Raw genomic sequence first — 15,053 nt, 5'->3', positions numbered from 1 at the left:
CACCAGGCGGGCTTCCGTTAGCCGGAAACACACCCGAGTTTGTCGCTTTGATAAGTCGTAAAGACTACTCGCCGCGGTTCTTCTGGATGATCTCGTCAGCAACTGCCTTCGGGACCTCGGCGTAGCTGTTGAAGGTCATGGAGTACACAGCGCGGCCCTGGGTCTTCGAACGCAGGTCACCGATGTAGCCGAACATGCCGGACAGCGGGACGTGCGCACGGATGACCTTGACACCCTGTGCATCTTCCATGGACTGCATCTGGCCACGGCGGGAGTTGAGGTCACCGATAACTTCACCCATGTATTCCTCAGGGGTGCGGACCTCTACATCCATCAGCGGTTCGAGCAGAACAGGGTTCGCCTTGCGTGCGGCTTCCTTGAAAGCCATACGGCCGGCGATCTTGAACGCCATTTCCGAGGAGTCAACATCGTGGTACGCGCCGTCAATCAGCGTGGCCTTGATGCCGACAACCGGGTAACCGGCCAGGACGCCGTCGTTCAGCGCATCCTGGATACCCGCGTCAACAGACGGGATGTATTCGCGCGGAACGCGGCCACCAGTGACCTTGTTCTCGAACTCGTACAGCTCGCCGTCGGCGGTGTCCAGCGGCTCGATCGCGATCTGGATCTTTGCGAACTGACCCGAACCACCGGTCTGCTTCTTGTGCGTGTAGTCGTGACGCTCCACAGCACGCTTGATGGTTTCGCGGTAAGCAACCTGCGGCTTGCCAACGTTGGCCTCGACCTTGAATTCGCGGCGCATGCGGTCCACCAGGATGTCCAGGTGGAGCTCGCCCATGCCGGCGATGATGGTCTGGCCGGTGTCTTCGTTGAGGGACACCTGGAAGGTGGGGTCCTCAGCGGAGAGCTTCTGGATGGCCGTGGAGAGCTTCTCCTGGTCACCCTTGGTGTTCGGCTCGATGGCAACCGAGATCACGGGCTCCGGGAAGCTCATGGACTCGAGCACGATCTGGTTGGAGGAGTCGCACAGGGTATCGCCCGTGGTGGTGTCCTTCAGACCGATCGCCGCGTAGATGTGGCCGGCGGTAGCGCCCTCAACAGGCATTTCCTTGTTGGCGTGCATCTGGAACAGCTTGCCGATGCGCTCCTTCTTGCCCTTGGTGGAGTTGACCACCTGGGCGCCTGCTTCCACGTGACCGGAGTACACGCGGATGAAGGTGAGCTGGCCGAAGAACGGGTGCGCGGCGATCTTGAACGCAAGAGCCGAGAACGGCTCTTCCGAGGAAGGTGCACGCGTCAGTTCCTTCTCTTCGTCGCGGGGATCGTGACCGATCATCGGCGGGACGTCGAGCGGGTTCGGCAGGTAATCGACGACGGCATCCAGCATCGGCTGCACGCCGCGGTTCTTGAACGCGGAGCCACAGAAGATCGGGTACAGCTCAGAGTTGATCGTCATCTTGCGGATGCCGGCCTTGAGCTCGTCGACCGAGATCTCTTCGCCCTCGAGGTACTTCTCCATGAGCTCTTCGGAAGCCTCTGCAACAGTCTCTACGAGCTGTGCACGGTACTCTTCAGCCTTGGCCTGGAGGTCGGCCGGGATTTCCTGCACTTCGTAGGAAGCGCCCATGGTGACGTCACCCTTTGCGTCGCCAGGCCAAACCAGAGCGCGCATTTCGAGCAGGTCAACAACACCGATGAAGTCGTTCTCAGCGCCGATGGGCAGCTGCATGACCAGCGGCTTGGCACCAAGGCGGGAGATGATGGTGTCTACGGTGAAGTAGAAGTCAGCGCCCAGCTTGTCCATCTTGTTGACGAAGCAGATACGCGGAACGTTGTACTTGTCAGCCTGGCGCCAAACAGTCTCGGACTGCGGCTCCACGCCTTCCTTGCCGTCGAACACTGCGACTGCACCGTCGAGGACGCGCAGGGAGCGCTCAACCTCAACCGTGAAGTCAACGTGGCCCGGGGTGTCGATGATGTTGATCTGGTTCTTGTCCCAGAAGCAGGTCACGGCGGCAGACGTGATGGTAATGCCGCGTTCCTTTTCCTGTTCCATCCAGTCAGTCGTCGAAGCGCCGTCGTGCGTTTCGCCGATCTTGTGGTTCACACCCGTGTAGAACAGGATGCGCTCGGTGGTGGTGGTCTTGCCGGCATCAATGTGGGCCATGATGCCGATGTTGCGGACCTTACTAAGGTCGGTAAGCACGTCCTGTGCCACGGTGTCTCCCTTTCGGATGGACTACACGTTCGCCGCCGGCTCGTGACGAGCCGGCGGCGTCCGGAAGTATTACCAGCGGTAGTGTGCGAAGGCCTTGTTGGACTCGGCCATCTTGTGGGTGTCTTCGCGACGCTTCACAGCGGCACCGAGACCGTTGGACGCATCCAGGATTTCGTTCTGGAGGCGCTCGGTCATCGTCTTCTCGCGGCGGGCCTTGGAGTAGCCAACCAGCCAGCGCAGTGCGAGGGCGGTGGAGCGGCCCGGCTTGACCTCAACCGGAACCTGGTAGGTTGCGCCACCGACGCGGCGTGAGCGGACCTCAAGGGAAGGCTTGACGTTGTCCATGGCCTTCTTGAGGGCTGCAACGGGGTCGCCGCCGGACTTGGCACGAGCACCTTCGAGGGCACCGTAAACGATGCGCTCTGCGGTGGACTTCTTGCCGTCAACCAGCACCTTGTTGATCAGCTGGGTGACCAGCGGGGAGCCGTAAACGGGATCTAGTACGAGCGGCCGCTTGGGGGCCGGACCCTTGCGAGGCATATTACTTCTTCTCCATCTTTGCGCCGTAGCGGCTGCGGGCCTGCTTACGGTTCTTCACACCCTGGGTATCGAGGGCGCCACGGACGATCTTGTAGCGGACACCCGGGAGGTCCTTCACGCGACCGCCGCGAACGAGCACAATGGAGTGCTCCTGCAGGTTGTGGCCTACACCGGGGATGTAAGCGGTGACTTCAATGCCACCATTGAGGCGCACACGTGCCACCTTACGGAGAGCCGAGTTCGGCTTCTTCGGGGTGGTGGTGTAGACGCGGGTGCAAACGCCGCGGCGCATGGGGCTGCCGTTAAGCGCAGGAGCCTTGGTCTTTTTGACCTTAGGCGTGCGGCCCTTGCGGACCAGCTGGTTAATCGTAGGCACTCTCGTGTTCTCCGTTGGTTTGATCTCTACCGTCACGCGCAGGCGCCAGCCTGAGCACGATGGTTTTGGCGTTGCTCCTTGCAGCCGCGGCCTCTGTAAACTTGCGCAGGCGTGCAAAAGCGTGGCATTCGTTGCGCACCTTACCCGCAACCCGGAAACAAGCTCCACCCAGCATCATGAGAACAAAACCAAAATGATGCTGCGGCGGCCTTCATCCACTGCCACACAGAACAATTACAAAAATTCTAGCACGGCTTGCTCCCGCGCCTTAATCGGGTGTAAGGAGGCCGACGGCGGAACGTGCGCTCCGCCGTCGTCCTCCCCCGACGTCTTCCGGCTCTTAAACAGCAACGCGGGGTCACTTTGAGCCCAATCCTTGATGAGGATCGGGCCGTAAGTGACCCCGCGTTGCTTAGGCGTTAGCGGAAGTCGTTGCCGAGATCGTAGTCATCCAGCGGGATGGCGTGGAACTCAGGTGCTCCGTCGCCGCCCAGGGTGTCGTACGAGAAGTCACTGAATGCGCTCGGGCCGGTGAACAGGTTGGCCTTTGCTTCTTCAGTGGGCTCCACGGTGACCTCGGTGTAGCGCGGGAGGCCCGTGCCGGCCGGGATCAGCTTACCGATGATGACGTTCTCCTTGAGGCCGAGCAGCGGATCGCTCTTGCCTTCCATGGCCGCCTGCGTCAGGACGCGGGTGGTCTCCTGGAAGGAAGCTGCGGACAGCCAGGACTCGGTGGCCAGGGACGCCTTGGTGATACCCATGAGCTCAGGACGTCCGGAAGCCGGAGTCTTGCCCTCGGACACAACGCGGCGGTTGGCTTCCTCGAAGCGGCTGCGCTCGGCAAGCTCGCCGGGCAGAAGATCCGATTCGCCGGACTCGATGACCGTGACGCGGCGCAGCATCTGGCGGACGATAACCTCGACGTGCTTGTCGTGGATACCGATGCCCTGGCTGCGGTACACGCCCTGGACTTCGTCCACCAGGAACTTCTGCGCGGCGCGGGGGCCCATGATGCGCAGCACCTGCTTGGGATCCACCGGACCGTTGATGAGCTTCTGGCCTACGGTGACGTGCTCGCCGTCCTCAATGAGGAGGCGTGAACGGCGCAGGACCGGGTAAGCGATCTCTTCGGATCCGTCATCAGGGGTGATGACGAGGCGCATCTGGCGCTCGGACTCTTCGATGGCGATGCGGCCGGCTGCTTCAGCAATCGGTGCGACACCCTTCGGAGTACGGGCTTCGAAGAGCTCCTGGATACGGGGCAGACCCTGGGTGATGTCGTCGCCACCGCTGGCGGAAACAGCACCACCGGTGTGGAACGTACGCATGGTCAGCTGGGTACCGGGCTCGCCGATGGACTGTGCGGCGATGATGCCCACGGCCTCACCGATGTCCACGGTCTTGCCGGTTGCCAGCGAACGTCCGTAGCACAGGGCGCAGGTGCCGACGCTGGACTCACAGGTGAGTACGGAGCGGACCTTGACCTCGGTGATGCCGGCTGCAAACAGCTCAGCGATCACGACGTCGCCGCAGTCGGTGCCGGCCGGAGCCAGGACATTGCCCTTGGAGTCAAGGACATCCACGGCCAAGGTACGGGCGTACGCGCTGTTCTCGACGTTCTCGTCCAGGACCAGCTCGCCGTTGGCGTCTGCGACGGCGATGGCCGTCACCAGTCCGCGTTCGGTACCGCAGTCCTCTTCGCGGACGATAACGTCCTGGGACACATCCACCAGACGACGGGTCAGGTAACCCGAGTTGGCGGTACGCAGTGCGGTATCGGCCAGACCCTTACGGGCACCGTGCGTGGCGATGAAGTATTCCAGCACCGACAGGCCCTCACGGTAGGAGGACTTGATCGGACGCGGGATGATCTCACCCTTAGGGTTGGCCACCAGGCCACGGATACCCGCGATCTGGCGGACCTGCATCCAGTTACCACGTGCACCGGAGGACACCATGCGGTTGATGGTGTTCATCGGGGACAGGCTGTCACGCATCGCCTGGGCGATCTCGTTGGTTGCCTTGTTCCAGATCTCGATCAGTTCCTGGCGACGCTCGTCGTCGTCGATCAGGCCCTTGTCGTACTGGCCCTGGATCTTGGCGGCGCGCTCTTCGTAACCGGCGAGAATCACCGGCTTGTCCTTCGGCACCTCGATGTCGGAGATGGCGACCGTGACGCCTGAACGCGTGGCCCAGTAGAAACCGGCGTCCTTCAAGTTGTCCAGCGTTGCCGCCGTGACCACCTTCGGGTAGCGCTCGGCGAGGTCGTTGACGATCGTGGACAGTTCGCCCTTGTCCGCAACGTTCTCAACCCACGGGTAGTCGGCCGGCAGGGTCTCGTTGAAGAGAACCTGTCCGAGGGAGGTCTCGACCAGCGCGGTCTGACCCGGCTCCCAGCCTTCCGGAGCTTCCCATCCGGCGTAAGGGACAAAGCCCTCAAGGCGGATCTTGACCTTGGAGTTCAGGTGCAGCTCGTGCAGGTCGTAGGCCATGATGGCTTCCGAAACCGAACCGAAGATCCGGCCTTCGCCGGCTGAACCGACACGCTTGGTGGTCAGGTGGTACAGGCCGATGATCATATCCTGCGAGGGCAGGGTGACCGGGCGTCCATCGGACGGCTTCAGGATGTTGTTCGAGGACAGCATCAGGATGCGTGCCTCAGCCTGGGCTTCGGGGCTCAGCGGCAGGTGCACTGCCATCTGGTCGCCGTCGAAGTCAGCGTTGAACGCGCCACAGACCAGCGGGTGGAGCTGGATTGCCTTGCCTTCAACGAGCTGCGGTTCGAACGCCTGGATACCGAGGCGGTGCAGGGTAGGTGCACGGTTGAGCAGCACCGGGTGTTCGGTGATGATCTCTTCGAGCACGTCCCAGACCTGCGGACGGTAACGCTCGACCATGCGCTTGGCCGACTTGATGTTCTGGGCGTGGTTGAGGTCAACCAGGCGCTTCATCACGAACGGCTTGAAGAGCTCCAGGGCCATCTGCTTGGGCAGGCCGCACTGGTGCAGCTTCAGCTGCGGGCCGACGACGATGACCGAACGGCCGGAGTAGTCAACACGCTTGCCGAGGAGGTTCTGGCGGAAACGGCCCTGCTTGCCCTTGAGCATGTCGCTCAGGGACTTCAGCGGACGGTTGCCCGGTCCGGTGACCGGACGGCCGCGGCGGCCGTTGTCGAAGAGGCTGTCAACAGCTTCCTGAAGCATGCGCTTCTCGTTGTTGACGATGATCTCCGGAGCACCCAGGTCAAGCAGGCGCTTGAGTCGGTTGTTGCGGTTGATCACACGGCGGTAGAGGTCGTTGAGGTCGGAGGTCGCGAAGCGGCCACCATCCAGCTGGACCATCGGGCGCAGTTCCGGCGGGATCACCGGGACGGCATCCAGAACCATGCCAAGCGGGCTGTTGTTGGTGGTCAGGAACGCGTTGACAACCTTCAGGCGCTTCAGGGCGCGGGTCTTGCGCTGGCCCTTGCCGTTGGCGATGATGTCGCGGAGCAGGTCAGACTCGGCCTGCATGTCGAAGCCTTCAAGACGCTTCTTGATGGCTTCGGCACCCATGGAGCCTTCGAAGTAGATGCCATAGCGGTCGCGCAGTTCGCGGTACAGGCCTTCGTCACCTTCGAGGTCTGCGACCTTCAGGTTCTTGAAGCGGTCCCAGACCTGCTCGAGGCGCTCGATGTCGGCGTCGGCGCGCTTGCGCACGTTGGCCATCTGGCGGTCGGCGGAGTCGCGGGCCTTCTTCTTGTCGGCAGCCTTGGCGCCTTCACCTTCCAGGCGGGCAATTTCGCCTTCGAGGTCGCGGGCGATCGCCGCGATGTCGGAGTCGCGGTTGTCGATCAGCTGCTTCTTCTCGATGTCGTGCTCAACCTGCAGGTTGGGCAGTTCCTCGTGGCGGGAAGCTTCGTCGACGCTGGTGATCATGTAGGCGGCGAAGTAGATGACCTTCTCGAGGTCCTTCGGAGCCAGGTCAAGGAGGTAGCCCAGGCGGGACGGAACACCCTTGAAGTACCAGATGTGCGTGACCGGTGCGGCCAGCTCGATGTGGCCCATGCGCTCACGGCGGACCTTGGCACGGGTGACTTCAACGCCACACCGCTCGCAAATGATGCCCTTGAAGCGCACGCGCTTGTACTTACCGCAGTAGCATTCCCAGTCGCGGGAAGGGCCGAAGATCTTCTCGCAGAAGAGGCCGTCCTTCTCGGGCTTGAGCGTGCGGTAGTTGATGGTTTCCGGCTTCTTAACCTCGCCGTAAGACCAGCCACGGATGTCTTCCGCGGTGGCGAGGCCGATCTGCATGAGGCCGAAGGAGGATTCGCTGGACATATGGTCCCTGTTCTCTCTTGTTCTCTAAATTCTGAAGTCTTGGGTTACGGGAAGAGGGAGGCTGATGCCCCGGGAAAAGTCAGGCGGCGGGGCCGCTTGCTTTTCCCGGGACATCCACCTGCTAAACCTCTTCTACGGAACTGGGCTCTGCACGAGACAGATCGATGCCCAGTTCTTCCGCAGCCGTGAAGACTGCGTCATCAGAGTCACGCATTTCAATTGTGGTTCCGTCCGTGGAGAGTACTTCCACGTTCAGGCACAGTGACTGCATTTCCTTGATCAAGACCTTGAAGGACTCAGGAACGCCCGGCTCGGGGATGTTCTCGCCCTTGACGATTGCTTCGTAGACCTTCACGCGACCATGGATGTCATCCGACTTGATGGTGAGCAGTTCCTGGAGCGTGTAGGCAGCGCCGTAAGCTTCGAGCGCCCACACTTCCATTTCACCGAAGCGCTGGCCACCGAACTGTGCCTTACCACCCAGCGGCTGCTGCGTGATCATGGAGTACGGGCCGGTGGAGCGGGCGTGGATCTTGTCGTCCACCAGGTGGTGGAGCTTCAGGATGTACATGTAGCCGACGGAGATCGGGTCCGGGAACGGCTCGCCGGAGCGGCCGTCAAACAGGCGGGTCTTGCCTGAGGAGTTGATCAGGCGCTCACCGTCGCGGGTCACGTTGGTGGAGTCGAGCAGGCCCGTGATTTCCTCTTCGCGGGCGCCGTCGAACACCGGCGTTGCAACAGTGGTCTGGCCACTCTCGCGCGGCAGGTTCGGCAGCTGCTTGACCCACTCGGGCTCGCCTTCGATCTTCCAACCGGTCTTGGCAACCCAGCCGAGGTGCGTTTCGAGCACCTGGCCGACGTTCATACGGCCCGGAACACCCAGCGGGTTCAGGACGATATCAACGGGGGTACCGTCGGCAAGGAAGGGCATGTCCTCGATCGGAAGGATCTTGGAGATAACACCCTTGTTGCCGTGACGGCCGGCGAGCTTGTCGCCGTCGGTGATCTTGCGCTTGGCAGCCACGTAGACGCGGACCAGCTGGTTGACGCCCGGGGGCAGTTCGTCGTCGTTGTCGCGGTCGAAGACGCGGACGCCGATGACGGTGCCGGACTCGCCGTGCGGAACCTTCAGGGAGGTGTCGCGAACTTCGCGGGACTTCTCACCGAAGATGGCGCGCAGCAGGCGCTCTTCCGGGGTCAGTTCGGTTTCACCCTTCGGGGTGACCTTTCCGACCAGGATGTCGCCGGCTTCAACTTCGGCACCGATGTGGATGATGCCGCGCTCGTCCAGGCCTGCCAGGACTTCCTCGGACACGTTGGGGATGTCACGGGTGATTTCCTCGGCACCAAGCTTGGTGTCGCGGGCATCGATCTCGTGCTCCTCGATGTGGATGGAGGAAAGAACGTCCTCGGCAACAATGCGCTGCGAGAGGATGATGGCGTCCTCGAAGTTGTGGCCTTCCCATGACATGAATGCCACGAGCAGGTTCTTACCGAGGGCGAGTTCACCCTGGTCCGTTGCCGGGCCGTCAGCGATAATGCCGCCGACCTCAAGGCGCTGGCCTTCGTTGACCAGGACACGGTTGTTGTAGCAGTTGCCCTGGTTGGAGCGCGCGAACTTGTTGATGCGGTAGTTGGTTTCCGTGCCGTCGTCGTTGAGCATGATGACGAGCTCAGCGGAGACCTCGGTGACCACACCGGCCTTCTTCGCGATGGTGACATCACCGGCGTCGACGGCGGCGGCGCGCTCCATGCCGGTGCCCACGAAGGGAGCCTCGGAACGGACCAGCGGCACAGCCTGGCGCTGCATGTTGGCACCCATGAGTGCGCGGTTGGCGTCGTCGTGCTCGAGGAACGGGATCAGGGCCGTAGCCACAGACACCATCTGGCGCGGGGAAACGTCCATGAACTCGACGTCGGCGGCGGGAACCAGCACGGGTTCGCCTCCACCACCACGGGCGCGGACCAGGACGGTCTCTTCGGCGAACTTCTTGTTCTCATCCAGCGGAGCGTTGGCCTGTGCGATCAGGACCTCAGCTTCGTCGTCGGCCGTCAGGTACTGGACCTCATCGGAAACGACACCCTCGGACACGAGGCGGTACGGGGTCTCGATGAAGCCGAACGGGTTGATGCGTCCGTAGGAAGCCAGCGAACCGATCAGACCAATGTTCGGGCCTTCAGGGGTTTCGATGGGGCACATACGTCCGTAGTGGGACGGGTGAACGTCTCGAACTTCCATGCCTGCGCGGTCACGGGACAGACCACCCGGGCCAAGCGCGGACAGACGGCGCTTGTGGGTCAGACCCGACAGCGGGTTGTTCTGGTCCATGAACTGCGACAGCTGGGACGTTCCGAAGAACTCCTTGATGGCAGCCACAACCGGGCGGATGTTGATCAGGGTCTGCGGCGTGATCGCTTCGACGTCCTGGGTGGTCATACGCTCGCGGACAACGCGCTCCATGCGGGACAGGCCGGTGCGGACCTGGTTCTCGATGAGCTCGCCGACGGCGCGGATACGGCGGTTGCCGAAGTGGTCGATGTCATCGATCTCGACGCGCAGCTCGTGGTCCTGGCCGTCGCGCTTGCCCGTGAGGGTTTTCTCACCGGCGTGCAGGGCAACCAGGAACTTGATCATCGCAACGATGTCTTCAACGTGCAGGACCGAAGCTTCCTTGTCGCCAAGGGAGCGGTCGATGCCAAGCTTGCGGTTGATCTTGTAACGGCCAACCTTGGCCAGATCGTAGCGCTTGGAGTTGAAGTACAGGTTGTCCAGCAGCGACTGGGCAGCCTCGACTGTGGGCGGCTCGCCCGGTCGCAGCTTCCGGTAGATATCCAGCAACGCGTCTTCGCGGGTCTCGGTGGCGTCCTTCTCCAGCGTCGCGCGCATGGAGTCGTACTGGCCGAATTCTTCGAGGATCTGGCCTTCGGTCCAGCCAAGGGCCTTCAGCAGGACGGTGACGGACTGCTTGCGCTTGCGGTCGAGGCGTACGCCGACCTGGTCGCGCTTGTCGATCTCGAGCTCGAACCAGGCACCACGGGACGGGATGATCTTCGCAGTGAAGATGTCCTTGTCGCTGGTCTTGTCGGCGGTGCGCTCAAAGTAGGCGCCCGGGGAACGGACCAGCTGGGAGACGACGACACGTTCGGTGCCGTTGACAACGAACGTACCCTTCTCCGTCATCAGCGGGAAGTCGCCCATGAACACGGTCTGCTGCTTGATTTCGCCCGTGTTGTTGTTCATGAACTCGGCCTTGACGTACAGCGGTGCCGAGTACGTTGCGTCCCGGTCCTTGCACTCGGCCATGGTGTACTTCGGGTCAGCGAACTCCGGATCGGAGAAGCTCAGGGACATGGTGCCCTGGAAGTCCTCAATCGGGGAGATCTCTTCGAAGATGTCCGACAGTCCGGACGTGGTGGCGACGCTGAGGTCGTTTTCTTCTACGGCTTTCGCGACGCGTGCCTGCCAGCGTTCGTTGCCGACCAGCCAGTCAAAGCTGTCCGTCTGCAGGGCAAGAAGATTCGGAACGTCAAGCGGTTCGTGAATCTTTGCGAATGAGAGCCGGCGAGTGGCACCATCAGTGCTGTCGGCGGTGTTAGCGGTTTCGTTATTAGAGGTGCTCGAGGCGACCAAGAGGGATCCTTCCACAGACCTTCAGGCGTTTTCAGATCTCCCCCGCTGTGCACCCTGCAGAATGACTCCGCAGTGCTACCAATCCGGTTCCGCTATATGACCCGGGGCCCACGCTGCCCATACAATGACGTTGTTGACGGCACGTTGATGGTCAGCTGCCAGGCAAAGCCCACCGCTATATGAAGGCTGAAGGTAAACAGGGAAGACGCAAATATCTACGATACGGCAAAACCGATTACGTGTCTACCCCACATCGTGCGTTATTGCAAGACCCATCTTTTTTGTTCCGCCGGACCGCCTCAGAGCCGGAGCGTCACGCCCTCGGCGGTGCACTCCTGGGCGTTGGCGAAGACCGCGTCACGGACACGATCCTTTGACGACTGATCCACCTCGCCGCCGCTTTTAACCGCCGAAGAGCGGTCCAGGGACAGGATGCTCAGGGCCGTGAACAGCCCCTTCTGGTTGCCAGACACAGCATCTTTGGCGTCCTGGGCAGCGAAGTAAATGTCTTCATAAGCGTTGGCGTCGCCCTGTATCGCCTTGTAATCGGCGTAGAGCGCGTTGAACTGCTCGCAGGCCGCCTTGACCCCTCCTGCCTGGGGAGCCGGGGCGTCGGAGGAGCGCGACGGCGTCGGCCGCGACGGTGCGGGGCTGGACATCGCGGTGGTGGCATCGGGCGCGGGGGTGGCAACGGAGCAGGCAGTCAGCCCGGCGAGGCCGGCGAAAGCCGCCGCGGCGAGGATTTTTTTCACGATGCTGCTCCCTGTATACGAAAGGCGCGTCCCACAGGGGACCGACTGTCCCCGTGCTTAAGTGCCGCCGTCCACCCTACTGAGGCGTCCGCCGTCGTGCACGTTGTGGGCATGGGTAGTTCTCCCCTGCCGCAGGCCAGATGGAATTGCCCTGCCCCGGCCGGCGTTTGGATAATTAGGCGAGGAAGCTCACGGTAGCCTTGGCCTACATCGTTTCAGATCGGGAGAGATAACAATGGGCAACTCCACGGACAACACTGACGTTGTCATCCTTGCTGCGGCGCGGACACCACAGGGCCGCCTCAACGGGCAACTGGCGAGCTTCACCGCCGTCGAACTCGGGGCACACGCCATCAGGTCCGCCATCGCGGCCAGCGGTGTGGATGCCGGCCGCGTGGACGCGGTCATCATGGGACAGGTGCTGCAGGCCGGCGCGGGCCAGAACCCAGCCCGGCAAAGCGCCATCGCGGCGGGCATCGGCTGGAACGTCCCGACGGTCACCATCAACAAGGTGTGCCTGTCCGGCCTGACCGCCGTCATAGATGCGGCCCGCCTCATCCGCAGCGGTGACGCGACGGTAGTGGTGGCCGGCGGGCAGGAATCCATGACGCGCGCGCCGCACCTGCTGCCCGGCTCCCGCCAGGGCTGGACGTACGGCGCGATCCAGGCCCTCGACGTCGCGGCGCACGACGGACTCACGGACGCCTTCGACGGCCAGTCCATGGGGCTCTCCACCGAGACCCGGAACCTTTCCCTCGGCATTGACCGGACATCGCAGGACAACGTGGCTGCCCAGTCGCACCAGCGCGCCGCGCTGGCCGCGAAGAACGGCGTTTTCGACGACGAGATCGCTCCCATCAGCGTCAAACAGCGCAAGGGCGACCCCCTGGTTGTCTCCACCGACGAAGGCGTGCGGCCGAACACGTCCATCGAAACGCTGGCGGGCCTGAAGGCCGCCTTTGTCACGGACGGCACCATCACCGCCGGCAATTCCTCCCCCCTTTCCGACGGCGCCTCCGCGCTCGTGCTCACGACGCGGACGTTCGCCGAAGACAACGGCCTGGAGTACCTCGCCGTCGTCGGAAAGCCCGGACAAGTGGCCGGCCCGGACAATTCCCTCCACTCCCAGCCGTCCCATGCGATCCGGAGCGCCCTCGACCGGGCCGGCTGGAGCACGGCTGACCTGGACTTCATCGAGATCAACGAAGCCTTCGGTTCCGTGGCGGTGCAGTCGCTGAAGGACCTGGACTACCCGCTGGAAAAGTGCAATATCCATGGCGGCGCCATCGCCCTGGGCCACCCCATTGGCGCGTCCGGAGCCCGGCTGGCCCTGCACGCCGCGCACGAACTCAAACGGCGCGGGAGCGGCAAAGCGGCGGTCTCGCTGTGCGGCGGCGGAGGGCAGGGCGAAGCGCTCCTGCTCTACCGCGACTGATGGCTCCCTCTGCGGCAGCGGCCGACGGCGGCGGCAGGGCACGGTTCCTTGCCGACGCCGCGGCGCGGGGCCTCGACGTCGAGATAGTGGAACGGCTGGCCGCCCACAGCCTGGAGGAGGCGGCGGGCATCCTCGGCATCACCCCGGCGGATATCGTGAAATCACTCGTCGTCAAGCACAAGGACGGCAGCTTCCTGTTCGCCCTGATTCCCGGTGACCGGCAGATCTCCTGGCCCAAGCTCAGGGGTTTGGTAGGGGTCAACAAGCTGTCGCTGCCGCCCGCCGACGTCGCACTGGACGCCACGGGGTATGAACGCGGCACCATCACGCCGCTCGGCAGCACCAACGCGTGGCCGGTCTACGCCGACCGGACCATTACCGGCCGCCGGATCTCCATGGGCGCCGGGCAGCACGGCTACAGCGCCTTTGTGGACGCAGATGCCCTCACCTCGGCGCTGGACGCCGTGGTCGCGGACATCTCGGACCCCAACTAGCAACGCGGGGTCACTTACGGCCCGATAGTGGGCACTTCAGCGGTCTTATGTGACCCCGCGTTGGGTTAAAAGCAGGAAACCCCGCCCACCGGAGTGGACGGGGTTTCCTGTTGGAAAGCGAGTGTTACTTGAGGGTAACGGTGGCGCCGGCAGCCTCGAGCTGCTCCTTGGCCTTCTCGGCAGCTTCCTTGGTTGCACCTTCGAGGACAGCCTTGGGAGCGCTGTCAACCAGGTCCTTGGCTTCCTTGAGGCCCAGGGAAGTGATTGCGCGAACTTCCTTGATCACTGCGATCTTCTTTTCGCCAGCAGATTCGAGGACGACGTCGAAGTCGGTCTTCTCTTCGGCTTCTTCAGCAGCGGCGGCCGGGCCGGCAACGGCAACGGCAGCAGCGGTAACTTCGAAGGTCTCTTCGAAGAGCTTGACGAACTCGGAGAGCTCGATGATGGTCAGTTCCTTGAAAGCTTCAATGAGCTCTTCGTTGGTGAGCTTCGCCATGGTGTGGCGTCCTTCCTATAGGTGGTGCTTGGCGGCCTGGGCCATTGCCTTCGCACCGGAGTCTGGTTTGAAGAAGAGTTAGTTCTCTTCGGTGGCTGCGGCCTCGGCCGGAGCTTCGGTCTCTGCTGCTTCTGCGGCCGGGGCTTCTTCAGCGGCGGGCGCTTCGGCAGCTGCCGGTGCACCGTTCTCTTCTTCAAGCTTGAGGCGCAGGGCGTCAATGATGCGTGCAGCGGCGGCAGCAGGAGCCTTGAGGATTCCTGCAACCTTGGCGAGCTGCAGCTCGCGGGACTCGAGTGCTGCCAGGGCAGCAACTTCGCTGGCGTTCAGTGCCTTGCCCTCGAAGTAACCGGTCTTGATAACCAGCTGCTTGTTGGTCTTGGCAAAATCCGTCAGGCTCTTGGCCGCTGCAACTGCGTCACCCTTGATGAACGCGATTGCAGTGGGGCCGGCGAGCTGGCCGTCGAATGCTTCGACACCAGCTTCCTTGGCTGCAATGGCGGTCAGGGTGTTCTTGACGACCGAGAACTTGGTGTCCTGGCCGAGAGAAACACGCAGCTGCTTGAGCTGTGCAACAGTGAGCCCACGGTATTCGGTCAGGACAGCGGCGTTCGATTCCTTGAAATCGTTAGTGATCTCAGCTACTGCTGAAACCTTTGCAGGCGTTGCCATAACCCTCCTTCCGGGGATAGTGCCGGTATTCGACGGTCCCCGCTCAAGGTGAGCTAAAACTAAAAACGCCCCGCGCAGATGCACGGGGCTTGGCTCAACACAGTTTCAAACCGTGGAGCTTTGCTTCGTTCACCTGCGCCGGCCGCCCTACGTTCAGGGTCC

10 protein-coding genes are annotated in these 15,053 nt (G+C 62.6%); 2 read left to right on the top strand and 8 right to left on the bottom strand.

Annotation, left to right across the window (positions count from 1 at the left end; translation table 11 throughout):
• Positions 1 to 64 precede the first annotated feature (64 nt).
• The 6 genes from fusA to J2X42_RS00780 all read right to left on the bottom strand — a co-directional run bounded on the left by fusA (position 65) and on the right by J2X42_RS00780 (position 11,797).
• Positions 65 to 2,179 (bottom strand): elongation factor G, encoded by a 2,115-nt coding sequence (gene fusA / locus J2X42_RS00805; RefSeq protein WP_310161224.1) that lies wholly within the window; start codon positions 2,177 to 2,179, stop codon positions 65 to 67.
• Between the two features lie 69 nt (positions 2,180 to 2,248).
• Positions 2,249 to 2,719 carry a 30S ribosomal protein S7 gene (rpsG, locus tag J2X42_RS00800; protein WP_026531948.1) on the bottom strand — a complete coding sequence of 157 codons (471 nt, stop codon included), beginning with the start codon at positions 2,717 to 2,719 and terminating at the stop codon, positions 2,249 to 2,251.
• Position 2,720: 1 nt separating this feature from the next.
• Positions 2,721 to 3,095 carry a 30S ribosomal protein S12 gene (gene rpsL / locus J2X42_RS00795; RefSeq protein WP_018773658.1) on the bottom strand — a complete coding sequence of 125 codons (375 nt, stop codon included), beginning with the start codon at positions 3,093 to 3,095 and terminating at the stop codon, positions 2,721 to 2,723.
• A gap of 419 nt (positions 3,096 to 3,514) precedes the next feature.
• A complete protein-coding gene (locus J2X42_RS00790) occupies positions 3,515 to 7,414 on the bottom strand; it encodes a DNA-directed RNA polymerase subunit beta' (RefSeq protein ID WP_310161220.1) in 3,900 nt (1,299 codons plus the stop codon).
• Positions 7,415 to 7,535: 121 nt separating this feature from the next.
• The gene (gene rpoB / locus J2X42_RS00785; RefSeq protein ID WP_131131295.1) at positions 7,536 to 11,045 is read right to left on the bottom strand and encodes a DNA-directed RNA polymerase subunit beta; all 3,510 of its coding nucleotides are present in this window, start codon (positions 11,043 to 11,045) and stop codon (positions 7,536 to 7,538) included.
• Between the two features lie 299 nt (positions 11,046 to 11,344).
• On the bottom strand, positions 11,345 to 11,797 hold the full coding sequence (locus J2X42_RS00780) for a hypothetical protein (protein WP_310161216.1): 453 nt from the start codon (positions 11,795 to 11,797) through the stop codon (positions 11,345 to 11,347).
• Between the two features lie 235 nt (positions 11,798 to 12,032).
• Between J2X42_RS00780 and J2X42_RS00775 the strand changes: the two genes are divergently transcribed.
• Together J2X42_RS00775 and J2X42_RS00770 are read left to right on the top strand one after the other, a co-directional pair.
• Positions 12,033 to 13,232, top strand: coding sequence for an acetyl-CoA C-acetyltransferase (locus tag J2X42_RS00775; protein WP_310161213.1), 1,200 nt, complete (start codon positions 12,033 to 12,035; stop codon positions 13,230 to 13,232).
• The gene (locus J2X42_RS00770; RefSeq protein ID WP_310161212.1) at positions 13,232 to 13,726 is read left to right on the top strand and encodes a YbaK/EbsC family protein; all 495 of its coding nucleotides are present in this window, start codon (positions 13,232 to 13,234) and stop codon (positions 13,724 to 13,726) included. The genes J2X42_RS00775 and J2X42_RS00770 overlap by 1 nt, the downstream gene beginning before the upstream one ends.
• A gap of 124 nt (positions 13,727 to 13,850) precedes the next feature.
• On the opposite strand, the gene rplL is transcribed toward J2X42_RS00770, so the two are convergent.
• Positions 13,851 to 14,222, bottom strand: coding sequence for a 50S ribosomal protein L7/L12 (gene rplL / locus J2X42_RS00765; RefSeq protein WP_050684404.1), 372 nt, complete (start codon positions 14,220 to 14,222; stop codon positions 13,851 to 13,853).
• A 78-nt stretch (positions 14,223 to 14,300) separates the two neighbouring features.
• Positions 14,301 to 14,891, bottom strand: coding sequence for a 50S ribosomal protein L10 (gene rplJ / locus J2X42_RS00760; protein WP_028269591.1), 591 nt, complete (start codon positions 14,889 to 14,891; stop codon positions 14,301 to 14,303).
• Positions 14,892 to 15,053 lie beyond the last annotated feature (162 nt).

It is taken from the genome of Arthrobacter sp. BE255 (assembly GCF_031457335.1).
In the GTDB taxonomy this organism is placed as follows: Bacteria; Actinomycetota; Actinomycetes; order Actinomycetales; family Micrococcaceae; genus Arthrobacter.
Note: the sequence above shows the minus strand (reverse complement) of the source record. Positions and strands in the feature narration are given on the sequence as shown.